The organism is Reichenbachiella carrageenanivorans (assembly GCF_025639805.1).
Classification (GTDB): Bacteria; Bacteroidota; Bacteroidia; order Cytophagales; family Cyclobacteriaceae; genus Reichenbachiella; species Reichenbachiella carrageenanivorans.
Genome location: NZ_CP106735.1, coordinates 2,044,079 through 2,068,634 on the forward strand (window position 1 = coordinate 2,044,079; position 24,556 = coordinate 2,068,634).

Sequence of the window (24,556 nt, forward strand, 5' to 3'; positions counted from 1 at the left end):
GTCCTTATGATAGATCAGGAGCAATTGGTAGATGACCTCAAGGCAGTAGTGTGTAGTGCTGCCGCAGCGGCTAAAAAATTTGTAGGAACTGGAGAAAAGGAAGCTGGAGATCAAGCAGCAGTAGATGCTATGCGTCAGGCATTTGAAGTCGCACAGATGGATGGTGTAGTGCGTGTAGGCGAAGGGGAAAAAGACGACGCACCTATGCTCTATGTGGGGGAAAAACTAGGCAACGGACAGGGGATGAAAGTAGACATAGCCATAGACCCAGTAGAAGGCACGTCGCTCATGGCAGCAGGCAAGCCCAATGCCATTGCTGTAGTAGCGGCTACAGATCAGGGTGCTTTTTGGGATGCTGGTAGTGCGTATTATATGAACAAAATTGTAGTTGGCCCAGAGGCGAAAGGCGCCATAGATATCAACAAATCTGCGACAGAAAATTTGCAAGCGATTGCGAAAGCGAAACATAAAAAAGTAGAAGATCTTGTGATTTATGTGCTGGACAAGCCTAGACATGTATCGCTCCGACAAGAAATAGAAGCCGCTGGTGCTCGCGTAGACCTTCATGCCGAAGGAGATGTAATAGGCTCTGTGCTTGCACTGATATCGGATAGCGAGATAGATGCACTAATGGGAATCGGAGGGGCACCAGAGGCGGTCATCACAGCAGCGGCTGTGCTGGCACTGGGGGGAGATATGCAAGGCAAACTAGCCCCACAGCAGGACGAGGAGCGGCAAGCACTTTTGGAAGAAGGCTGTGACTTAGACCGTGTGCTTTATTTGAAAGATTTGGTGAAATCTGATTGGGCGGTTTTTGCTGCAGCTGGAGTCACCGCAGGGTTGCTCCTAGACGAGCCTAAAGACAGTGCGTCTGGGGAGATGGTCGTAGAGTACCTAGTGATAGGGCCAGAAGCCGGCGAAATAGACAACGACTTCTACGCTTTACTCACCGATTAGTACAAATGGCGCCCAATAGTATGGACGGTTGTATTGTTCTCCATTGATGAGCGACAGTTTGGCCTTTCTCAGTGCACCACTAAAGGTATTGTAAGTCGACGAATACAAGTGATTGTTGTAGAAGTCTATCATGAGTTTAGAGGTAGACTCATCGGCGACTGTCCAGAGAGAAACGACCAGATTTTTGGCACCGGCATAGAGCAAGGCACGGGAGAGCCCAATGATCCCTTCACCCTTCGATATTTTACCTAATCCCGTTTCACAAGCACTCAAGCAGACCAGATCTGCATCGATGTCGATGTTGTATATATCACCAGAGTACAAACTGCCGTCTTGTAGGAATATGCGAGAGAGATTGGGTTCGGACTCGTTGACCATCCCATGTGTAGCAAAGTGGATGTATTTGTATTTTTTGATCGACGGGTCAGTAACGTTGGGTTTCGATGCGTTTGTTTCTGTGAGTAGGTCGGCCACTCGGGATTTGGCCTTGAATAGGTATTTGATCTCATTGATTTCTGCTTCTGAACCAGGCAAGTCGTTGAGTCTGCTAGTCAGCCCTTGATATGCATGCTGGCTAAAGTGGATAGGAGCGATGAGTAGGATGTCTTCTGTGGCACCTTTGTATTCCTCAATTTCTTTTTTTCGCTGTACAAACAAAGTAGCGGAGTTGTCATAGCTTATGTTGTATTTTTTGATTAGATATGGCATTTGCGAATAACCGATCTCATCGGTCAATTTCGAATCAGTCACCAGTGTCTCAAACGGAATCGTGGACAAGCTGCCTTCTGGAATGATAATCAATTGATCGATAGTACTCTTGAGTTTCATGGGAAATAACTCACTGTATAGCCGCTGTGCAGTCGTGAGAAACGATTTTTTCACGTCGTATTTCATGGCATTTCTGAGCCCCATGATTTGCTTGTCAAAGTCTTCGGCTTTGGGTCGATTGTAGACTTCGTAGCTGTCTGCAGTTACACAAAAAGTATAAATTCTGTTTTCGGTAGTAAAGTGTGTAATCAGCGCTGTTTTTGGGGGTAGTGCGCTTTGTAGTGCAGGTAGCTCTACATGCTTCACGTTAAATTTCAGGTTGTAGTAATTGGGGTAATCCGTCTCTAGCTTTCGTACAAAGTCGTTGTAGTGGTTGTTGAGAGAGAGAAGTTTTTGTTTCAGTTCTGCTTCTTTTTCAGGTGCTTGATTGGTAGCGAGCAGTTGTTCTTGTCTTACGATGTCGGACTTGATCTGACTTTCGGTAGCGATTAGCTCAGAGGGGATGCCTGAAAATTCTTTGGCATTGGTGTCTTGGATGGCAGATAATAGTACAGCCGATTTGCTTTTTTCAGCAAAATAAAACGTCTTTTCCAAGTAGAGTCGGGGGGAGAAGACCACCTGACTCATTTGGTACGACAGCGATACTCCCGCTTCATAGATTTCAGATGCCTTGGCACTTAGGGAGATTTTATCCTTTTCGCTCAAGCGAATCTGGCGAATGTGACTTACTAGCTCGTCGGCTTTCTCGAGGGTTTCGAGCGCTGCTTTAAGGTCTCTGAATTTCAAGGTTTTGTTGTAATGATACGTTTCAAAGGCGTCCGATTTCTGCTGTAGCGAGCTCAGTAGGATGTCGGCATTGTAGTAATTTTCCAATTTCGGATTTTGATAAATATCCGTGAGCTCTTGTCCTGCAAGATTGGCGTATATGGCCATTTGCAGGATTTCTACGGCCATTTTATACTCCCCTTGTTTTTGATAGATGTCGCCTTTTAGGTTGTAAATGTTGGCAATCTCTGGATGCTTATTGCCATACAATCTGCTGTACATGATCAAGGCCTGATCTAGGTGGACTTGAGCTTCGTCGTAGGCCTGCTGGTGGTAGTACAGATTGCCAATACTAAAAGCGGTAAATGCCTTGCTCGGATGATCTCCTGTATATAGTTGATCCCAGATGGCGGATACTTGTTGGAGATATTCTAGTGCTTTGGCATATTCTTCTTGCTCGTCGTATTGCAGAGCCAGATTGTTGAGCACGAGTGCGATTTTAGGATGATTTGGCTCGTAGATAGAACGGTAGATGGTAAGTGCATTTTTGAAATAGATCACCGAGGCAAAGGTATTGATGTCGGCATTTACCAGCCCAATATTGTTGTATGTATCGGCCACGGAAGGATGGTTTTGCCCATGTAGTTGCTCGCGTAGATTTAGTGCGTTTTGCAAATATTGTAGAGATAGGTCTGTGTTGCCATTGTTCCAATAGGCGATTCCGAGATCGTTGTAACAACTGGCTTGCTCTTTTGAGTCTGTGGCTTTGCCTTGTTCAAATAGAGCCAAGCCAGCGAGTAGCGATTCTATGGCTTCTTCGTTTTGCCCTAAGTGTAGGTAGGCATCTCCTTTTATACTATGGCTTTCTGCTAACAAAAGCGGTTCGTTTTGTAGATTGGCATCCAGCTGTTGGCATTGTTCTAAGCCTGCTTGGGCATTGCCCAGTCGAGTGTTGGTTTCTGCGATACGCAGTTGGCATAGGGTGGCTTCTGTAGCTGTGAGTGACAGCAATGCTGATTCATATTTGGCTAGAGCCAAAACATATTCGCCAGATTCAAAAAGAGCTTCGGCAGATTGGTATTCCTTGTTGTCTACTGAAGGTTGGGCAGCTGCCAACGAGCCGATGAAATAGAGTAGTGTCAGGAGGTAATTTTTTTTCATGTGTTTAGAATCTAAATCCATAGGCTACAATAAATACTTGTTTACGGGTCAAGCCATCGGGGTTTACTTCGCGATCAGTGATTTTTTTTCCATAAGATACTTTGAGACTATGCGTTACGTCGAAGTGGTAAGTGAAACTAGTTAATGCTGTGAGCGCAAGTCCGGTAGTCCCTTCCAGTTTTACGTATTCGCCTGTGTCTCGATCCTCAATTTGATCTTTGGTGATTCGATAGATGGGCAGTAGTCCGACATTGAAACTGTAATTAGAAAACCTGAAATTGCGCTCGATGCGAATCATTACATCGGTACCGCGCTTGAGTTTGGTCGCATTTGGGTACAACAAGGCATAGTCTTCGTCTGGGTACACTGGGGGTAGCCACTCGCCTCGCCAAAACTGGTTGTTGTTGGCTGTGAGCGCAGCCTGTATGCCAGTGGCAAACATCCACTTAGAGCTAATCATAGAGACACCTGCCACCAAGTCGAAACTGCCCAGACTAGTCTGGTAATACATGGGCAGAGACAGCCCTTCGGCTTCTGGAGTTTTAGATCCACTGTCTTTTTTGTTGGCATCGTTACTTGGTATTTTCATACCTAGTGTCGCATTAATGTCGTATTTGTTGGTGCTCTTTACTCGTTGGGTGGCACTGAGTGAGATATCTCCCATGCCTGAAGTATTGTCAAAATTCCCATTTACCCATTGGTAAGGGACTTTTACTTGTACGCCCAAGTTTTTAGTGATAGAAAATGACGCATCCAGATTGGCTACCTGCACGATGGGCGACAAGGTGGTTTCTCCATAGTAATAGCTCAGCTCTATGGACCGTAATTTCACATCGACCTTCTTGTTGAAGGTTTGATCTGGTTTCATGGCACCCATGGTGCAAAAACCTGCATCGCTACAGCCTTGAGCAACGAGTCCATCTGGGGCTATGACCAAATGTATCGTCCATATGAGTAGGTATCCTAATATTTTTTTTTCCATAGCTTTAATATTATAGATTGTAATCTAAGGTCTAACAATTTCTTAGGCTAAACCACTGAATCTTTCGACCAATTCCCTCAGTTAGACTATCGGGTGATCTTCCAGTTCTGCTTGGGTGTAGTCTGTGCTTAGCTCTCCATTTTCTGACAGGGCAACAGCCACAAACTTCAGACTTGGAATTTCTTCACAAACAATGATCATCATTACGGTAATCGGCACACTTAGAATCATGCCCATCACTCCCCAAATAGCTCCCCATATGGTCAAAGAAAGAATGACCACCAGCGAACTCATATTGAGCGAATTACCCATCATTTTAGGTTCGATAATGTTGCCCACGATGACCTGAATTACTCCCACAGATACGAGTACGTAGCCAAACGGAGCCAACTCTCCAAACTGGAGAATGGCAAAAAAAGCTGGGAATAGGGTAGCGATCAGCGAGCCTACGGTAGGGATATAGTTCAGTACAAAAATCATCATAGCCCAGAAAAATGGAGAATCGATATTTAAAAAGAATAATACGGCATAGCTCAGTAGTCCAGTGATGAAACTCACAAAAGTTTTGAGCAGGAGATAACGGCCGATGTTACGATCCATTTTGTTGAGCAAGGCGAATTTCTTTTTACGAATACTATCACTTGGGTAGAATGCTTCCATTTTTTTGTCGAATACGGTTTCTTCTACCAATAAGAAAATGAGGTATATCAAAATAAGAAAAGCATCGCCAAATAAGGTAGTTGCAGTATCGATCATCATACCGATAAACTGAGTGAAGTCCGAATTTTTCACATAATTGGTCATGTGAGAAGCCACATCTACGCCTACAAGGCCATTGAGTTCTTGCATGGCCTGTACGAGATTGGTCTGGTATTCTTCAAGATTTTCAGAGAGGTTAGACATGCTGGTGTACAGTAGTTTGCCTACCACAAACAGGATTACATTCATCACTAAAAAAGAAAAAGTACTCTGTAGCCAGACAGGTACTTTGTTTCGGATATATGGGATTCTTACGAGGTATTCTCTAGCCTCATGAATGATAAACCAAATAAGCATGGCTACGATGAATGGGATTACGTACTCTTCCGTATAGTAGAGTATCATTACTACAGCTACAGTACTTAGGAGTAAGTAGGTGATCTTAGCAAGATCAGGAGTCTTAGTTGAGTTTAGCGCAGACATTATTATTTGTTTGGTTTTATAGTAGTATTTGTCGCTGGTTTGAGTCTTTAATCAATAAAGATATTGTAAAATAATTAGCTCACCACATCAAAAATTCGTTGGTGGTCAAAGTTTATTTTTGAGTCACTTTCGCTCAACCCCGTGATTTACATTAAATTTGTATTATCAAGTAATTAAGGAGCTTTCAGACAGATCAATTGTCAGTAAAAGAAAGCAAATAGAGCCATGGAGCAATTGGAATTAGAACCAAAAACCAGAGCAGAGTATCTGGAAGCAATAGTCAGACTGAAGAAGGAAAAAAATGCGGTCTTATTGGCGCATTATTATCAAGAAGCAGACATTCAGGATATTGCAGATTTTGTAGGCGACAGTTTAGGATTGTCGAGAAAAGCCGCTGAGACCGATGCAGATATCATCGTATTCGCAGGAGTGCATTTTATGGCAGAGACCGCTAAAATTATTAACCCAACAAAAAAAGTAATTTTACCAGATGTCAATGCAGGTTGTTCGCTAGCCGAATCAGCGCCCGCAGGGCCTTTTAAGGCGTTTGTAGAGGCACACCCTGATCACATTGTGGTCACTTATATCAACTGTACGGCTGAGATCAAGGCCATGAGTGATATCATCTGTACGTCATCCAATGCTGTAGATATTATCAATTCATTGCCAAAAGACCAGAAGATCATCTGTGCGCCAGATAGAAATTTGGGCGAGTATCTCAACCAACAAACAGGCCGTGATATGCTACTATGGGATGGCGCTTGTATGGTGCATGAGGCGTTTGCTATGGACAAAATATTGGATTTGCATAAAGACAATCCGAAGGCCAAATTTATAGCCCATCCAGAATCTGAGCAGCAAGTGCTGAGAGTGGCTTCCTTCGTAGGATCTACCGAGAAGCTACTTCACTTTGTGGAAACCGACGAAGCCGAAGAATACATCGTAGCTACCGAAGCAGGTATTTTGCACGAAATGCAAAAGCGAGTACCCCATAAAACACTCATTCCTGCACCAGCCAAAGAAGACAATACCTGCGCTTGTAGCGAATGCCATTTCATGAAAATGAACACCCTAGAGAAACTATACCTCTGCCTTAAAAACGAAACTCCAGAAATAGATGTGCCAGAAGAAATAAGAAAGAAAGCGCTTGTTCCATTAGAGCGTATGTTTGAATTGTCGAAATAATAAATGATCAAACACGATTTTCTTATCATAGGCTCTGGCCTGGCAGGACTCACCTATGCGCTCAAGGTAGCGAAGAGGTTTCCTGATAAAAGTCTGGCGGTAGTAACCAAAGCGGCCGCCAATGAGTCTAATACCAAGTATGCCCAAGGTGGTATGGCAGTAGTCATAGACACGGTTACCGATTCGTACGAGCAGCACATCGAAGACACGCTAAAAGCGGGTGATGGGCTATGCGATAGAGATATTGTAGAGATGGTGGTACGAGAGGCACCTGATCGATTGAACGAGTTGCTCAGTTGGGGAGCAGAGTTCGATAAAAACACCCTTGGGGGGTTTGATTTGGGTCGAGAAGGAGGTCATTCACAAAACCGTATTGTTCATCACAAAGATATTACAGGGTTTGAGTTAGAGGAGACACTGTTGTCTCAGGTATCGCAGTGCAAAAACATTAAACTGCTGAGTCATCATTTTGCCGTAGACTTGATTACCAATCACCACATCAAAGAGTGGAAAGGCAAACATGACAACCAGTGCTACGGCGCCTATGTGCTAGATGAAAAGACAGGTAAAATAGAAACCTATTTGTCTAAAATCGTGCTGCTGGCTAGCGGAGGTATTGGTCAAGTATATCAAAATACCACCAACCCGAAGGTAGCTACGGGCGATGGTGTGGCGATGGCCTATAGAGCCAAAGCAAGTATTCAGCATATGGAGTTTGTGCAATTTCACCCTACGGCATTATATGATACTCGTCCTGGACAGACTTTTCTGATATCAGAAGCGGTACGTGGTTTTGGGGCACTCTTGCGCAATAAGGCAGGAGCACTCTTTATGGAAACGTATGATGAACGCAAAGAGCTAGCCTCTCGCGATATCGTTTCGAGAGCGATAGACAGCGAACTGAAGAAAAGTGGAGATGAGCATGTCTATCTAGATTGTCGCCATTTAGAACCCACTAGCTTTGAAAACCATTTTCCTAACATTTTGCAGAAATGCAAAGAACTGGGCATAGACTGGAAAAAGGACATGATCCCTGTAGTACCTGCCGCCCACTATCTGTGTGGAGGAATCCTGACAGATGAATTTGGTCAGACCCAAATTGCCAACTTGTTTGCTTGTGGTGAATGCGCTTGCACGGGGTTGCATGGTGCCAACCGTTTGGCTTCCAATTCTCTATTGGAAGCTTTGATATTTGCACACCGATGCTATGAGAAATCGAGTGAGCTGATTCATCAGAAGGACAAAATAGTGAATGTGTTGGACTGGAGCGAAGCAGGTACCACCAATCCCAAAGAACTGATTTTGATCACACACAACCGCAAGGAAGTACAAGCCATCATGAGCAACTACGTAGGTATTGTGCGGTCAGACCAGCGACTCAATCGGGCAATGAATCGACTGAAAGTACTGTATGAGGAAACGGAAGATTTATATAAGAAGACCAAGATTTCGCCACAGTTGTCTGAGTTGCGAAATCTAATTACTATAGCTTACCTCATTGTGAAGCAATCTCAGGCTCGAACGGAAAATAGAGGAGGGTTTTACAAAGAAGGATAGGGGTAATATAAGCTAACAACGTTTACTTTATATGACAATAACCACTATTGATATGAGAGTAAATTTTAAAGTCCTAACGATGCTTTTCTTGTGGGTGCTTGTGTCGTGCGACGATGGAATCGCACCAGATTTTGTATTGCCCAAAGGAGCTGATCTATCGGAGTCTTTTTATGTGCATATCGATTTAAACGACCGATTTGATGATACATTCAAAGTAGAAATGTACGTAGGAGGATTGTCTGTCGACCATGCCGTGATACAGTTTGCAGCCACCGTACCCGGCACTTATGATATCATGAATGTGGGTCGATTTGTGCAGAATTTTGAGGTGAGAGACGAGAAAGGAAAATTCATACCTAGCGAAGCGATCAGTACCAACCAGTGGCAGATCAGTCGCCCTGCTGACGCACATAAGATTACTTATCAGGTAAAAGAGACTTTCGATACCGAGGTAAAGGAATACCCCATATATGCCATGGCTGGTACCTCTATAGAGGAGGATCACGTCTTGCTAAATACCCCCATGGTGATCGGCTATCCTGTAGGCTTGAAGGAAAGGGACTACTTTGTGTCTTTGTCTTACCCGAGCAACTGGACGGTGGGGACTGCCCTGCCTGCCTATGAGGAGTTCGTATATCAGGCCACAGATTTCGATCATCTGGCAGATTCTCCAATTCTCTTGGGGGAGCTGACTAGCCGTTCTACGGATTTGGGAGACGCCTCTATTCATGTGCATGTGTATAGTGAATATTATGGGATTACGGCTACACATGTGTTGGACGACGTCAATCAAATCTTAATCGATGCCGAGGCATTTTTGAAAGTACTGCCTACCGATCAATACGATTTTCTATATCATTTTGGAGATGTGAATGCAGGGGCTTTGGAGCATTCCAAAAGCTCGGTCTATGTGCTCAAGGATGCCCCATACGAAAAGGTGAATTACGGCCCATTGGTCAAGAGTATCTCCGCCCATGAGTTTTTTCATGTGGTTACTCCTTTAAACATCCATAGCGAGATCATTGCGGATTTTAACTTTGCAGTGCCCACCCCCTCGCAGCACTTGTGGCTCTACGAAGGGGTGACCGAGTGGGCGTCGGATTTTATGCAGTATCGAAATGGCTCCATGTCGTTGGTCGCTTTGCTGGCACAGCTGAAAGAGAAAGTGAAAGTGGATCAAACAAAATATGATTTGAATTTTAGCTTGCAGCAAATCGGAACCGAGGCCTATACGGTACAGGGTAGCCCCCAGTTCAACAACGTCTACAATAGAGGTGCCGTGGTGGCGAGCCTGTTGGACATCAGGCTACTGGAGCTATCTGGTGGCACATATGGGCTGCGGGAAGTGATTCTGGAACTGATTGATGAATTTGGGCCAGATCATGCTTTCTCTGAGGTAGGTTTTTTCGATACTTTTGTAAATATGACCTATCCTGAGATAGCCGATTTTTTTGATGATTATATCAAAGATACCCAGCCATTGCCTATTGCCGCTTACTTTTCTAAAGTTGGAATTGCTTATGATCCATTGGATTTTGGATTTAGCAAAATGAGCAGCCTTACAGTTGATCAGGCTACTCTATTTGCGGCTTGGTCAAAGAATATGTAAGCCTTTTTATTTAATGAGCTGATAGGCATCTAGTAAGAGGGCACTTTCTTGTAGGCCATTTTTCAGTTCGCAGAATTCTTGATAATCAAGGTTGAGCTGGATGTCTTGATGAGGCGTTTTGATGATGATACGAGTAGAATCGTCAGGAAAATAGACGGCATGTGCTTCAAAATCGATGCGACTGTAGTTTTTCACAAAGGTTGAAAACTCTTTGTGTGTATAGCCAATGAGTAGGTTTTTGTATAGTACGCCTACGCGCTTGCAGCAAGCACAGTTGGTGATGCTAAGGTACGGGCCTTGAGATAGAATATGTGGTTTGCAGTTTTTCATAATAAAGCGCTGGGCACCCTTCTGGCACCCAGCTGACTTTTTACTTCAACGAAGTAAGCATTTGATCGCTCTTTAAATGTTTTTGAATAGCTTCCTTTATTTTGCTTTGAGCCACTCCGGAGTCATATGGCTGAGCAGCTATCATTTCTTTTTCTAGTGCGAATAGTCGTTGAAACATGATTTTATCATCTACTTTCATGTTGATCGCTAGGGTCTTGTTTTGCGCAAATAACTCGTCCCAGACCAGTCTTACATCTGCCCAGTAGGCTTGGTTGGTGTCCCACCACGCTTTGGCTACGTCGCATTTGCTGTCGTCTGTTTTGGTGTAAGTATTCCAGCCTTTTTCTTGTGCGAGTAGTATGTCTCCGTCTTCAGAGCGAATGATTTTATCATTGTCTTGCTCGTGCACCCAGCCGTAGTCTGTGATTTCCTGACGGTTGACTCTGGTCATCACGTTGTAGTCTTTTCGCTTGCTAAACTCTCTTCTTGGCAGCGGCGCATCGGCTTTGCTCTCCCAGTAGTCTTTGCCGTCTACGTGCACCCAAGTGGCAGATCCTTCGTAGCGTGGGCTATCGTCTACCTGATACACTTTTTGTGTCCATTGGCCTTTTACTTCGGCGGGTGTTTTAGACACGTATTTCCAAGTATTTTCTTTGTCAAATACATAAAAATCAGTGTTTTCATACAGCCAATCTTGTCTCCAATGTTTGATAATCATCGTGTCGCCTATCACTAGTAAGTGTTGCAATACAATTTTGTCTTTATCTTCTGAAATAGGAAAAACATATTCCAATGCGCCAGAAGTGTAGTTTTCATGAAACTCATAGTCTTTGTCGGGAGCGAAAGTCTCGGCAAAGTTGAAACGGATATCATAGCATCCACACATGGCTTTGATGGCTGCGATATCTTCTTTTTTTTGTTTTTGTCCATAGGCCACTGTCGTGGAAATGAGCAAAAGTCCGATCATTACTTTTTTCATAATTATGCTTACTTTATTGATTTTAATATTTCTTTAAAAGGTTTAATTATTAATGGATCCAGCATCGCCGGTTAAAAATGCGGTTTTCAGTTTTGGATAGTCGTAGGCGAGTAGTGCTAGATTGACCAATAGGTAAAAGCCGGTTTGGATCAATTCTCCCACCTCGTGAGGTTCTAGGTAGAGGTGAAACAAAAAGATATTGAGCGAAAGCGGCACGAGCATGACCGCACCCAGCAACGCATAGAGCTGGCTGATTAGTAGTAGTCCGCATACGATCTCAGCTACACCAAGCTGTGGCCAGAAGTAGCCAGTTCCTTTCAATCCGCCGATCATGGATTTGATTTTGACCACATGATCGGGCAGCTCCACCCCTTGCTCAGCGGCAGGACGAGGGGGCTTGGGCACAAATTTTTGTGCGCCAGCGTAAACAAATAGCCCACCTAGGGCTATCCGTGTTACTAAAATCAGAATTCTTATTTTACTCATTATTTCAATAATTGATATTGTATGCTGGTATATCCACGATCGCCATTTTCGGCGCTCAGCATGCTGGTAAATTTGAGCTTGTAGTAGTTGTCGGCTGCGTCTTTGATCACGTAGAAGCGGTCTTCTTTCAGCGATGGTGCGGTGGTTTGGCTACCGCCATTGCGCCAGTTGGAGCCGATGGCATTTTGGGCGGCAGTCAGCGTGAGTGCTTGGGCATCCGACAAAGCATATCCGTCGTAGCTCACGTTGTCTGCGAGGACTATTTCAGCTACCTCGGTGTTGTTTCGGTTGATGATGACATAATCATTGTAGGCGTAAGGTACGTTGTATCCAAAGTTGACTACGTTGGTAAAAGAGCCATACATCAGATCCCAACTGTTCTTTTCGGGCTCTACCGTGGTGGCGCCGTTGTCCAGGTCGAAGAAGCTAAAATTGTAAGACTCATCTACCGTGATGTCTGCCGTCTGAAAGGTGCTGGATGCGATATCGGCATACTGTACGGTGTAGCCTGTGCCGTTTTGTAGGATTCTGATTTTTTTCCAGTTTCGTCCGTCTCCTTCACGGTTTACGATATAGACTTTGTTGTCTGTGGCTGTAGCCAATACCTTATTGAGTGCTAGCGAATCTAAGTCGCCATCGGGTGCATCTACCCAGTCTACGGCATCACCATTGTAGGCACCGAAGTTTTGAGCAGCGCCAAAACCGACGGTATCTTGTGCGGTCACTTTCGTCAAATCATTTTTGTCAATTTGCTGTGCCATCATTTTTGCAGGATTGTTGATGATCACGCGGTGGTCACCTGCCGTCGAAAACCCTAAATCCCAAGTGTACTTGTCTACTTTGGTTTGTGTGATTTTGCTCAAATCAAAATAAGCTTGGTGACTAAACGTAGGGCCGCCAGCATCTAGCACTACTGTGCCAGATAACGCAACAAAATTCTCAGAAAACATAACCGTAAATTCTGTTTGATCTCCTAAGTCCAGTATTTGTGCTGGATCAGAAACAGTGAGTGTAATAGATTCATCCTGTTCAATATTAAGTGCAGACCCAGCCATTACCGTTATCAATACAGACTCATCTCCAACAGTATATGGGAGAGTGATTACGTTTTCGGTGGCCAATGGAGAAGTATAAAAGTCGGCTGATTCACCATAAGTAAGTGTTTCACTGGCAATACTGATGGAAAGTGAACCGTCCGCTTCTGCAGGTCTGGAAAACGAAATTTCAATATCTGCTGATGGGCTACTTTGTGAAATGCCCGCTTCCGTATTGGAGAAGTTTACTCGTACAGGTATTGCTTCGTCCTCTTCGCATGCCGTAAAGCCTAATAAAAGCAGGCCAGCCAGTAGATAGGTGGTAATTCTCAAATTTTTCATTGTTTTAGTTTTTAATAAATTGATAACTGATCTTCATAAAAAAGGAGCGCCCATAGGCAACTGATGAGCGACCATCGCTGTTGCTGCTATGGGCTCCTCCTGTACTGATGTTATTGTTGATAGTGGTGAGATCCATTACATTTTTTGCCCCCATTCCTACGGTGAGTACGTCTTTCCAAGTTTTAGAGAGGCTAAGGTCGAGTAGATGGTAGTCGTTGAGCTGGCGGATTTCGGGATTGGAGTTGCCATTATCATCTTCTATAGACAGATATTGCTTGTTAGCTCCTACCCATTTGTAAAAGGCCGACAATCTGATGCCTGTGTCAAATAGGTCGTATCCCAATTGGGTAATCCATTCGGGAGAGTATAAAAATTGAGGGATATTTTGAGCGGAAGCATCTTCACTCAGGTTGTGATATCGACCGATATAAGACAGTCCCGCTTTTAATGTCAGTTTTTTACTTTGATAAGTTACCTGTCCAGCTGTGCCTAAGGTTTTATATTCCAAAATATTGGTATAGGTCGTCGTTTGATTGGTGCCTTCAGGAGTGAAATAGGAGATGCGGTTGTGTACGTCATTGTAAAAGCTACTTACTTTAAAACTCCACTTTGTGTCTTTAAATTGATGGGTCAGGTCTCCATTGATATTGTTTGAATATTCTGGTTCGAGTTCGTCGTTGCCCACTATGTTGTGATTGGCATCGATAAATTCATGATAGAGCTCCCGTAGAGAAGGGGCACGAAACCCTCGACCATAGCTCAATCGCAGTTGTGAGTGCGGGGAAAAATTGTACTTGAGATTGATCGAGGCCGAGGGGTTGGCGTTAAAGATGGAATTATAAGTCAGGCGTATGCCAGGGCGTATTTTGAGTTTGTCACCCATGCTAATTTCGGTAGAGGCGAAAAGTCCCAAATCGGTCATGTGTTTGTCTCCAGAACTTAGCGTAGTACCTTGAGCACTTTCGAAAGTACCGTCTATGCCTAGTTGGGTGTGCCAGGTCGTATTGCCTAAGTGCCACTGTACCACATCGTCTAGTGTATTTCTGAAAAAAGTGGTTTGAAATGCGATGGTGTCCTGCCCGTCTGTGGTCGTTATATTCGGTACGCCATCGAGCAAGAAGTATTTGAATCGGTGCGTTTGTCGATTGTAGTCTGTATAGGAAATCACGGTATGCATGGCTCCTTTGCCTAGGGATAGTTCGGATTGCACCTGATGTATCCAGCGGTCAGTGAGATATTCTTTGTCAAAGGCATAGGGATCACTTTGAGGAGAGATCTGCTCTGGTGCTCCTTGGTTTTCAATGGTTTCGTTGAGGTAGTCCAGTCGGTAGTAGATAGAAAATCGCTCCGAATCATAGTGGATTTGACCCGATTGGAAAAACTGATTTTTAGGATACCATAATCGGTCTCTTCCTGTGCCACCCCATCCGCCGAAGCGGTGTATTCGGGTATCGGCCTGAGCCGACCAATGAGAGTTGAGCCGATAGCTGCCTGAGAGGTACCCGTTGTGTATGCCCTGATCGAAGACGCTGAATTCCTTGCCAACAGTTTCTTCTTGAATACCCATGTTTAGGTTCCACTTTTGATGACGGTTGGTTTTGGTAATGACGTTGATCACACCAGCAAGTGCATCGGCACCGTAGTTTACTGCCATGGGACCTTCTATGATTTCTATGCGTTCGATGGTGTTTATATTGATTTGATTTAAGTCTATTTCATTGCTGACTCCGCTGCGACCTACGAGGGGCACTCCATCTAAGAGTACTTTCACATTCTGACCAGAAAGCCCCTGAAGGCTCACGGAAGAACTGCCTGTGGCATTGTCTCGGCTAAATCGGATGTTGAGTTCGCTGGCCAAAACTTCTGTTAAGGATTGTGCGCCTTGTGCTTGTATTCTAGCTTCATCGAGTACGTTTACTTGATATACCGATTGTTTGACAGATTGTGCTTGATATTGGCCTGTGACTACTATTTCGTTTAGTGTGTTTTCTTTGGAGAAGAGTTGCCACTGCTGTTTGCTGCTGTGGTGAATGGTGTCGGTTTTGGTTTTGAAATTGAGATGACTGATGGTGGCGATATAGGGCGGTGTCTGAGCGATACTGACTGTCCCAGTCTCGTCGGAGATATAGTATGCCGTAGCGGTTTGGTTGAGATCCGTGACCTGGATAGTCGCATGAGAAACGGGTTCATCATTGCTTATGATTTTTACTTCCTGTGCATGAGCTGCAAGTGCGGTGGATAGACAGATGATGAGTATATATTTGAGTCTTTTCATTTTGCTTGTTATTTAGAATAATTCTAAACAATGCAAAATTTGAGAAACTAAGTTGGGCTCACAATCGCTATTGATAAGGAAATTAGAATCACTAGTGTTAGTCAGTAACTACTAGATATAGCTATAGTATGAAATGTTTTTTTGCCATCTATTGATAGGAATACAATTTGCATAAATATTATTACTTTTGTGATTGATAGTGATACTTTCAATATGTCTTCCATCTCAATTATTCTTGGTGATAAATTTTTCAAAAAAGATCCTCAATCTTCTGATTTAGGTAGGAGGATAGTGAGTGAAGGGCTCGTGATGTTAGATAGCCTTGGTTTTGAAGAATTTACATTTAAAAAATTGGCTGAATGCATTGCTTCAACAGAAGCGTCTATTTACCGATATTTTAAGAATAAGCACAAATTTCTACTGTATCTGTCTAGCTACTATTGGGCTTGGCTGGAGTATGTCATTGCATTTGAAACGCATCATATTTCTAATCCTTCAGAAAAACTGGATCGTATAATTGATATCGTTTGTGGTTCTTATGATTTGCCAAAAGTATTGGATGTTCCGGGTATCAGTCTTTCTAAGCTTCGGCATGTAATTGATAGTGAATCAGATAAAACATACCTCAATCGTCAGGTGGATGAGATAAATAAGAAGGGGCTGTTTAGAGGTTATAAGGAACTATGTGGGACAATATCTTCGGTAATTGAAGAAATCAATCCCAAATACGAATATCCTAAAGCTCTAGTTAGCACGTTTATGGAGGCTGCGCATCAGCAGTCATTTTTTGCGCAGCACCTTCCTTCTCTGACAGAGCTGAGTGTTGGGAAAGATTTGAAATTGGAGGTTCAAATAGCTGGCTTTATTAAGCATGCGGTGAAGTCGTCACTTAAATAATTTTTTGTCCTAGAATGATAGTAATACTATTGATATGAATAGAGAAGAAATAATAGATGATGAAAAGTTGTCTCCCGTAAGACGTCTTTTTAGAATGCTGGCATTAGACAGGAGGGAGATATTTATCATATATGCCTATGCTATATTTAATGGGCTGATCAACTTGTCTTTACCCTTGGGTATCCAAGCCATTATTGCTTTTGTAATCAGTGCAGAATTTTCGGCTTCTTGGGGGCTGCTTATTTTTATTGTGGTCATTGGAGTGGCCACTTCAGGAGTCATTCAGGTATTGCAACTTAGCCTGACAGAGGTTTTGCAGCGGCGGATATTTACACGAGCTTCCTTTGAGTTTGCCTATCGAATTCCACGGTTTCGAATGGAGTCTGTGACTAGTTTCTATCCACCTGAGTTGATGAATAGGTTTTTTGATACACTCAATGTCCAAAAGGGATTGCCCAAGATCTTAATCGATTTTTCTAGTTCCACACTTCAGATCTTGTTTGGTCTAATTCTACTTTCTCTCTATCATCCATTTTTTGTATTCTTTGGTTTTCTATTGGTTAGTTTGATGGTACTTATTTTTTATTTAAGTGGGCCTAAAGGGTTGAAAACTAGCATTCTAGAATCGAAATATAAGTATCAGGTGGCTCACTGGCTTGAAGAATTGGCTCGAGTGATGGGTACTTTTAAATTGGCAGGAGAAACCTCATTGCCTACAGAGAAAACCAATGAGTATGTGGCCAGTTATTTGAAATATAGAAAGCAGCATTTCAAAGTATTGATTTTTCAATTCTCGAATATTGTAGCTTTCAAAACGATCATTACCGGAGGACTTTTGATCTTAGGTAGTATTTTAGTTATCAAACAGGAAATCAACCTTGGACAGTTTGTAGCGTCTGAGATCATCATACTTCTTGTACTTAGCTCGGCTGAGAAGCTGATCTTGACCATGGAAACGGTATACGATGTTTTGACAGGTTTAGAAAAGTTAGGACAGGTGACGGATATTTCATTAGAAAAAGAAGGAGGTATTTCATTATCTGATGTATCTAATGAAAAGGGTGTTTCTCTAGAATTGTCCAATTTGTCTTATCAGTTTGAAGGCAGTCAATCCTATGCCTTAGACAAAGTAAGTTTGCACGTAAAAGCAGGCGAGAAAATTGGAATTATAGGAAACAATGAGTCAGGAAAAACGACTCTCATATCTATAATTTCAGGGTTGTATCAGGATTATACTGGATCTATATTGTTTAATGGTATACCGTTCGCAGACATTGATATTATCAGTTTTAGGTCTGTCATCGGAGACAATTTGAACCTTCAAGATCTGTTTCATGGGACATTGGCTCAAAACATCTCTGTAGGCAAAGATGACGTGTCAGTCGAAGATACTTTGAGGGCAATAGACCAGGTAGGTCTCAATGGCTTTTTGAAAAATTTACCAAAAGGTTTGGCTACAATGATAAACCCTGAAGGTCAGGGTTTATCCGATAGCGTCAAGCAGAAATTAATTTTGGCACGTACTCTTGCAGAGAGTCCCAAGATAGTAGTCATGGACAATGCATTGCAAGGCCTCGATTTCGAAGACAGAAAAAGGATTAGTAAAATCCTTACAGGGAAAGAACAGAAATGGACGCTTATATCAGTGACTAATGACCCCTTAATCCTTAATAGTTGTGACCGGGTGGTCACGCTAGAATATGGCAAGATAGTAGACATTTCTTCATCACTAAGTACAAAGAGACCCAAGTAACCATGTTGAATATTTCCAATAACCCAATGGATAGAGAGAAGCTTTTAAAAGACTTCTCGTCTTATCAGGAAGTCATGTCTTCACATGCTACCAAGAAGTTTGTTTTTCTACTTTGTGGGATTTTCGGGCTTATTTTCATTGGCTTGTTCTTGCCATGGACACAGAACATTAGGGCAAGAGGGACATTGATTACGTTGAGTCCAGATGGCCGTGAGCAATCGATCAATTCAGTGATCTCTGGTCGTATTGAAAAGTGGTATGTGAGAGAGGGAGAGCTGATCGCAAAAGGAGATACAATCCTTCACCTTTCAGAAATGAAGACAGATTATTTAGATCCTAACTTGGTGGACAAAACTAAAAATCAAGCAGATGCAAAGAAAGCTTCTAAGGGAGCGTATCTGAGAAAAGGTCAGGCGCTAGATCAGCAAATAGCTGCTTTAGGTAAGAATAAAGCGTTAAAACTTAGACAAGCGCAAAACTACCTTCACCAATCTTCATTAAAACTAAGGTCTGATAGTTTGGAATTTGAGACAAGTCTGGTGAATCTTGATATTGCCCAGAAGCAATTCGGCCGACAGCAAAAACTTTATGATCAAGGGCTGAAGTCACTTACCGAACTAGAAGGTAAGAGACAAAAGCTTCAAGAAGCTAATAACAAAAAAATGTCGGCTGAGAATAAATGGTTGGCGAGTCAGAGTCAATACATCAATGCAGAGCTCAACCTAAGTACAGTAGAAAATGACTATCGCGAAAAAATAGCTAAGGCGCAGTCGGATAAAATGACGGCGCTATCTGGAGAAATGGAAGCAGAAAGTCAATATAATAAGCTTTCTATCCAACACGAAAGCTATACAAAACGAGCTAGTTTCTATTACATTCTGGCTCCCCAAGATGGTTATATCACGAAAGCAACCAAATCGGGAATTGGAGAAATATTGAAAGAAGGGGAGCAGATTTTCACGTTTGTGCCAGAGCGCACAGAACTGGCCGTGGAGTTGCACGTCAGACCGCTCGACCTCCCACTGATAAGAGAAGGCAGGAAAGTGAGACTGCAATTTGATGGCTGGCCTGCATTGGTCTTTAATGGCTGGCCAGATGTGTCTTTTGGAACCTTCGGAGGTACTATTGTGGGCTATGACAAAGTGGCCCGCAATGGCATGTTTAGAGTCCTGGTAGCTCCAGATAAGCAAGATGTTGCATGGCCCTCTTTGTTGAGATTGGGTAGTGGGGCGTACGGTATTGCTTTACTAAATAATGTCCCCGTATGGTATGAATTGTGGCGAAACCTAAATGGCTTTCCTCCCGATTTTTACACGAAGGAAGAAAAAGAAGCTAAGTTGAAAAAGGAGGTGAAATATGAATAAGCTATTAACCATAATACTTGTCATATGTGCTTTTGAAACGCTGGCGCAGGAGCAATACCTGAATCAGTTAAGCCTAAATGAGTTCTATGAATTAGTGCGCACACACCATCCCATAGCTAAGCAAGCCGGACTCATTCTGGAAAGAGGAGAAGCTGTAGTGAGTCAGGCACGAGGTGCATTCGATCCAAAGTTGGTATCCGAATTTCAAACCAAGCAATTCCAAGGCAAAAACTATTACGATGTGTGGGATAGCTATGTGAAAATACCAACTGCCTTGAATGTAGATCTCAAAGCGGGCTATGAACGAAACAGAGGACAGTATTTGAATCCTGAACATACCGTTCCCTCGGATGGTCTTTATTATGCAGGAATCAGTGTTCCTATAGGGCAAGGGCTTATTCATAACAGCAGAAATATTGACTTGAAGAAAAGCATGGCAGAGCAAAAAAACTTAGCCAGCCAGGCCAACGCCGTTTATAATAATCTGTTGCTGGATGCGAATTATGTCTATTGGAACTGGTTTGAGGCTTATCAGAAGATGAAAGTGGCAGAGGCTAGTTTAGCACTCATCACCGAACGGTTCAATGGCATACGTGCTGGTGTTTTTAATGGGGATAAAGCTTCTATCGACTCTGTGGAATCATTGATTCAAGTTCAAAGTTGGAAAAATGAACTTAATAAATCGAAGCTCGATTTTCAGAATGCGGGTATCCAGATGGAGAATTTTATTTGGGATTCTACTCAAGTACATGAGTCGCACCCAGATACCGTTTGGCAAAAACAGGACATACTAGTGGTAGATGAGTATATAAACTATGCCATAAGCAACCATCCTGATTTGAAAGCTTTGCAAGCTAATTTGATGACACTAGAACTGGATAAAAAAATGTCGGCTGAAAATATAAAACCCGTGCTCAACCTGAATTACAATTTCTTGATGGCTAGCGGATCTTCAGACGAAGCTATGTCAGGGCTTTCTAATAATTATAAAGGTGGGTTTGAGTTTAGTTTTCCTCTACTCGTAAGGAAAGAAAGAGCCAAACTAAAGCAAGCCAAACTGAAGCTAGAAGAGGGTGGTTTGAAATTGACTAACAAGTCGAGAGTAGTAACGAATAAAGTATTTCAGTCCTACGGCAAACTTATTGTGTTGCTCGAAATGCTTGAGCAGCAAAGGCTGATAGTTCAGAATTATAAGCGTCTACTAGAAGGTGAGCGAGTGAAATTTAGAAATGGAGAGAGTTCTATTTTTTTGGTAAATAGCAGAGAAAACAAAAAAATAGAAGCTGAAATGAAGTTGGTCAATTTAGAAGCAGAGTATGGTCGGGCAGTAGGAATGGTGAATTGGTCAAGCGGTTATTTCGTCAACCAACTTCAAAGCGGATCATAAAAGACTACAAATTAACGAGGCCAGACTTGACCGCATATACGATCAACTCTACTGGTGAGGTGAGCCCCAATTTCTTAAGCATATTCTTTCTATGCGAATTGATGGTGTGTGAGCTGATGTTGAGCTTATCTGCGATCTGATTGGTCGTGAGCCCTTTTACTATCCATTCTAATACTTCGATTTCTCTGGCAGAAAGGAGTTCGTCGTTTTTGGTTTGCTGCTCGCTTGTTTTGGGCTGCATGAGTACGTCAAGTATATCTCCACAGTAGAATCGTTTGCCTAGCCGGATACTTTCCAGTGCCGATTTTATTTCTTGTGCATCGCAGTGTGTGGTGAGTATGCCCCGGATACCCATTTCTTTGAGCTGCTGGATCAGGGTGTGGTCGGAGAGGTCTACGACCAGTAGCACGTCTACATGTGGTAGGTGTATCAAGTCTGTAATCTTAGCAAGCGCATGATCATTAGAGCCTGATAGGTCTGCCAGTATTAAAGTACCCGTAGGATCCAATGCTGATAGTCCCTCTAATGAGTCCGATGTGCCAACGATCTGAAAATGCGGCGAATCACTAATGATCTGCTTCCAGCCCATCATGGAGACGTAGTTGGGATTGACGAGAAATGTACGAGTAGCCGGCAATTTTTTCTATTTAGAACAATTCTAAACAAAGCTAGAGCTCGAATTTGGTATTTCCAAATTGTTTGGAATGATTCTAAATAAATCCATGGATGAAAATCGACGTTAACTAGTGGCTTGAGTAGACCGTTCATATAAATTAGCTTCAAATATTATGGGTACATAGGTACGTGGTGCGGTAATTTGCTATATTTATTTAAGGACTATTTCCAGCTAAAAAGACCAGTTATGACGACTATACTAGTAGTAGACGATTCCAAGTTTCAAAGAGAAACGATCAAGAATGTATTAGAAGAGGCAGGATATGAAGTAATAGGTGAAGCCGCTAATGGAGAAGATGCCATCAAGTTGGCGCTTATACTCAAGCCCGAGATCATCACTTTAGATAATGTATTGCCCGATATGTTTGGTCTTGATGTGATGGACGAGCTCAACGACGTAGACTTTAAAGCCAAGGTTATCATGATCAGTGCTGTAGGTCAGGACATTGCCCAGCGCGAAGCCAAAGAAATAGGTATTTTAGAGTACATCGTGAAGCCATTTGAAAAGCAAGACCTGCTAGATAAAGTGCTCAAATTGGCTACGATGGAGCGGTTTTAATCTACATGATGCATTAGGACTTCGTGATGAGCGGTTAAAAAGCGATAAATCAGGAAGTTTTTCGAAGAAATCATAGCACCGCTATGGAGATGAGTAAAACGAAACGAAGTGTCTGATTTGAAATTGTTTAATCTCGGAATAGATTTCTTTAATGCATAAAGCAGGTTTAATCTACGCTTTTTAGAAGGTAAAAAAATCCAGCAGCGCTTTGCTATGTAGAGCGCTGCTGGATTTTTTTTTCTTACTGTACCAGTATTCTATTGGTCAGTTGGTGGTCTCCATGTGCGAGGAGAAGCACATACATACCCGCTTTTATATGCTCAGGTAGTCTAAACTGCTCTTTATTCGTAGTGATTTTCTTTTGATACATGAGCTGCCCAGAAGTAGAGAGTAGTTGTAGCTCCCCATTTTGATAGATGTCTGGTATTTCTACTGTGAGTTCTTTTTGGATAACAGGGTTTGGGTATACGGTAAATTTGCTGGTGCTTTCCATAGTTTCTTTGTTCATTTCTAGCGTTCTGGAGCCAGCTACTGTTCCCCAGGTGAAAGTTTCCCATTGCTGAACCGAAGTACCTTTGGCTTTCAGAGGTGCGTTGGTCTCGTTGAGTTGTGCCCATACATACATACCATTGATATTTGCCTTTAGTGCTACTTTGTTATTCCCTATATCTTCCCATGAGAATCTCGCCCAAGTACCGATCGAAGCTGCCGTGGCTTGCAGAGGGGCATTGGTCACATTTATTGTTGCACTTAGATATTTACCATTCGAATTGGCTTTGAGAGCAATTAGCCCGTAGCCAGCATCTTCTACTACAAACTCTTGCGCATTGCCTACACTAGCACTATTGGCATGCACTGGATTATTAGTGATGTTTTGTTCTGCGGTTACGTAATACCCATTTGTTGCTTGTAGCCAGATTGTGCTTCCTGTCGGTGCTACACTACTGCTACTGCTTTGATATTCATAGGCACCTATATCTACTTGGCCTACCCTGCTGTTGCCATCATAATCTAGGCTGGGCGCTTGAGTAGCAGTGCCTGTATTTATGGCTGGTGAGCCAGATTGCAATTTAAAATCGGCTATTCCAGCGTTTGCAAATAATGGATTGAGGCTAAACAAGTTGTTGGAAGTCGTTCCAGATCCGTTGGTTCTAGAATAGTTGTTGTTGCTATTGTTGTAGCTGATGTTATTGCGAACGGTGAGGTTGGTAGCTCCAGTGAAATTGATAAGTATCCCATATCTACCATTGTTGTAGATCGTGTTGTTGGTCAGATGGCAATTGTAAACTAATCCAGTGCCTACAGGGTGTTTGTAGTACATCATGCCGTCTTCCGTGTTTTCATAAAAAAGGTTGTTGTACACGTTTATGTTGTATACGTCACCACTTCCTTCTGTCATGATCGCCATGCCTGCCCCTACGCAGTTGGTTACTTTATTATTGTACACGTTTATATCGCGCACGGATGGTGCAGCGAAGCCGAGCGTACCACCTCCATCTAGGTAGATGCCACGTCTGGTAAGGCCATGGATATAATTATCGTGGACACTACCATTTCTTACGCCAGCTTTCAGATCTATTCCTTCTCCACCATTGATCGGGTCTCCTCCATTGAATACTTCATTGCCGGCGATTTCAAAGTCTACCACTCCATTGGCTAGTGTTATGCACTCATTCCAGCCACCATTACATGCTTTTTCTACTTTATTGTCTAGAATTTTAAGGTTGTAGATGTTGTTGTAATCCCCAGGGTCTGAGCCGAAAGGTACACCCCATGCGATTATTCCAGAGGAAAAAGTATTGTATGTATGATTGTTGGAAATTTGGATACCTTCACACGGCCCTTCAATATTAAACCCGTTATGTCCGTTTTGTACTTTCATGCCAGATATTCGAACGTAATTTTTCCTAACAAGCTTAAATGCAGCATTATTCAAGATCACTTGATGTTCGTCTCCAGGGAAGGCGTCGAAGGTGAGCCAATTGCTAGACGTACCGCTATTGGCAATGACTACGTTGTTGTAATAAGTGCCTTTTTTGATGTAGACATGGTCTCCTGCTCCAGCTACAGCCGCAGCTTTCTGGATGGTCTTCCAAGGAGTATTGAGGCTTCCATTGTTGCTGTCGTTGCCTGTAGTAGCTACATAGTAGTTGGTCGCTAAGCCTTGATGGACTCCTGCCATCAAGGCTATGGCTAGAAGGAGTCCCAATCGTTTTTTTGTAAAATTTTTCATCATGTTTTGTTTTTGTTTTGTTTCAATTTTATGAATCTAATATCTTGATTAGCCTTTTGAAAGGTGTGGTTGCCAG

General features: G+C 42.8%; 19 protein-coding genes. 9 read left to right on the forward strand and 10 right to left on the reverse strand.

Annotated elements, in window-relative coordinates:
* Positions 1-6 precede the first annotated feature (6 nt).
* Positions 7-957 carry a class II fructose-bisphosphatase gene (glpX, locus tag N7E81_RS08120; RefSeq protein ID WP_263052793.1) on the forward strand — a complete coding sequence of 317 codons (951 nt, stop codon included), beginning with the start codon at positions 7-9 and terminating at the stop codon, positions 955-957.
* Here glpX and N7E81_RS08125 read toward each other — a convergent pair.
* The 3 genes from N7E81_RS08125 to N7E81_RS08135 all read right to left on the reverse strand — a co-directional run bounded on the left by N7E81_RS08125 (position 943) and on the right by N7E81_RS08135 (position 5,815).
* On the reverse strand, positions 943-3,651 hold the full coding sequence (locus N7E81_RS08125; protein ID WP_263052794.1) for a CHAT domain-containing protein: 2,709 nt from the start codon (positions 3,649-3,651) through the stop codon (positions 943-945). The genes glpX and N7E81_RS08125 overlap by 15 nt on opposite strands.
* A gap of 4 nt (positions 3,652-3,655) precedes the next feature.
* The gene (locus N7E81_RS08130; protein WP_263052795.1) at positions 3,656-4,633 is read right to left on the reverse strand and encodes a hypothetical protein; all 978 of its coding nucleotides are present in this window, start codon (positions 4,631-4,633) and stop codon (positions 3,656-3,658) included.
* Between the two features lie 81 nt (positions 4,634-4,714).
* Positions 4,715-5,815 (reverse strand): AI-2E family transporter, encoded by a 1,101-nt coding sequence (locus tag N7E81_RS08135; protein WP_263052796.1) that lies wholly within the window; start codon positions 5,813-5,815, stop codon positions 4,715-4,717.
* Between the two features lie 225 nt (positions 5,816-6,040).
* On the opposite strand from N7E81_RS08135, the gene nadA reads away from it, so the two are divergent.
* From nadA to N7E81_RS08150, 3 genes are read left to right on the forward strand one after another with little or no spacing between them, the layout of a single operon-like run.
* Positions 6,041-7,000, forward strand: coding sequence for a quinolinate synthase NadA (gene nadA, locus N7E81_RS08140; protein WP_263052797.1), 960 nt, complete (start codon positions 6,041-6,043; stop codon positions 6,998-7,000).
* Between the two features lie 3 nt (positions 7,001-7,003).
* Complete coding sequence (nadB, locus tag N7E81_RS08145) at positions 7,004-8,557, forward strand: L-aspartate oxidase (protein ID WP_263052798.1); 1,554 nt, start codon at positions 7,004-7,006, stop codon at positions 8,555-8,557.
* A gap of 52 nt (positions 8,558-8,609) precedes the next feature.
* Complete coding sequence (locus tag N7E81_RS08150; RefSeq protein ID WP_263052799.1) at positions 8,610-10,166, forward strand: M61 family metallopeptidase; 1,557 nt, start codon at positions 8,610-8,612, stop codon at positions 10,164-10,166.
* Positions 10,167-10,172: 6 nt separating this feature from the next.
* Here the strand turns inward: N7E81_RS08150 and N7E81_RS08155 are convergent, their stop codons facing one another.
* From N7E81_RS08155 to N7E81_RS08175, 5 genes are read right to left on the reverse strand one after another with little or no spacing between them, the layout of a single operon-like run.
* The gene (locus N7E81_RS08155; protein ID WP_263052800.1) at positions 10,173-10,496 is read right to left on the reverse strand and encodes a DUF6686 family protein; all 324 of its coding nucleotides are present in this window, start codon (positions 10,494-10,496) and stop codon (positions 10,173-10,175) included.
* 40 nt (positions 10,497-10,536) lie between these two features.
* Positions 10,537-11,475, reverse strand: a complete 939-nt coding sequence (locus N7E81_RS08160; protein ID WP_263052801.1) for a DUF6607 family protein — start codon at positions 11,473-11,475, stop codon at positions 10,537-10,539.
* A 42-nt stretch (positions 11,476-11,517) separates the two neighbouring features.
* Positions 11,518-11,961 carry a DoxX family protein gene (locus N7E81_RS08165; RefSeq protein ID WP_263052802.1) on the reverse strand — a complete coding sequence of 148 codons (444 nt, stop codon included), beginning with the start codon at positions 11,959-11,961 and terminating at the stop codon, positions 11,518-11,520.
* A complete protein-coding gene (locus N7E81_RS08170; RefSeq protein WP_263052803.1) occupies positions 11,961-13,337 on the reverse strand; it encodes an HmuY family protein in 1,377 nt (458 codons plus the stop codon). Before N7E81_RS08170 ends, N7E81_RS08165 begins: the two co-directional genes overlap by 1 nt.
* 4 nt (positions 13,338-13,341) lie before the next feature.
* On the reverse strand, positions 13,342-15,612 hold the full coding sequence (locus N7E81_RS08175) for a TonB-dependent receptor (RefSeq protein WP_263052804.1): 2,271 nt from the start codon (positions 15,610-15,612) through the stop codon (positions 13,342-13,344).
* A gap of 189 nt (positions 15,613-15,801) precedes the next feature.
* Between N7E81_RS08175 and N7E81_RS08180 the strand changes: the two genes are divergently transcribed.
* From N7E81_RS08180 to N7E81_RS08195, 4 genes are read left to right on the forward strand one after another with little or no spacing between them, the layout of a single operon-like run.
* A complete protein-coding gene (locus N7E81_RS08180; RefSeq protein WP_263052805.1) occupies positions 15,802-16,509 on the forward strand; it encodes a TetR/AcrR family transcriptional regulator in 708 nt (235 codons plus the stop codon).
* A 34-nt stretch (positions 16,510-16,543) separates the two neighbouring features.
* The gene (locus tag N7E81_RS08185) at positions 16,544-18,262 is read left to right on the forward strand and encodes a peptidase domain-containing ABC transporter (RefSeq protein ID WP_263052806.1); all 1,719 of its coding nucleotides are present in this window, start codon (positions 16,544-16,546) and stop codon (positions 18,260-18,262) included.
* Positions 18,263-18,288: 26 nt separating this feature from the next.
* Entirely contained in the window at positions 18,289-19,626 is a 1,338-nt protein-coding gene (locus tag N7E81_RS08190; protein WP_263052807.1) for an HlyD family secretion protein, read from the forward strand.
* Positions 19,619-21,013 (forward strand): TolC family protein, encoded by a 1,395-nt coding sequence (locus N7E81_RS08195; protein WP_263052808.1) that lies wholly within the window; start codon positions 19,619-19,621, stop codon positions 21,011-21,013. The genes N7E81_RS08190 and N7E81_RS08195 overlap by 8 nt, the downstream gene beginning before the upstream one ends.
* Positions 21,014-21,017: 4 nt before the next feature.
* Here the strand turns inward: N7E81_RS08195 and N7E81_RS08200 are convergent, their stop codons facing one another.
* Complete coding sequence (locus N7E81_RS08200; RefSeq protein WP_263052809.1) at positions 21,018-21,605, reverse strand: response regulator transcription factor; 588 nt, start codon at positions 21,603-21,605, stop codon at positions 21,018-21,020.
* A gap of 270 nt (positions 21,606-21,875) precedes the next feature.
* Here N7E81_RS08200 and N7E81_RS08205 point away from each other — a divergent pair, with 270 nt between their 5' ends.
* Positions 21,876-22,247: a response regulator gene (locus N7E81_RS08205; protein ID WP_263052810.1), complete on the forward strand. Its 372-nt coding sequence runs from the start codon at positions 21,876-21,878 to the stop codon at positions 22,245-22,247.
* Positions 22,248-22,488: 241 nt separating this feature from the next.
* Here the strand turns inward: N7E81_RS08205 and N7E81_RS08210 are convergent, their stop codons facing one another.
* Positions 22,489-24,483 carry a choice-of-anchor Q domain-containing protein gene (locus N7E81_RS08210; RefSeq protein WP_263052811.1) on the reverse strand — a complete coding sequence of 665 codons (1,995 nt, stop codon included), beginning with the start codon at positions 24,481-24,483 and terminating at the stop codon, positions 22,489-22,491.
* Positions 24,484-24,556: the final 73 nt, after the last annotated feature.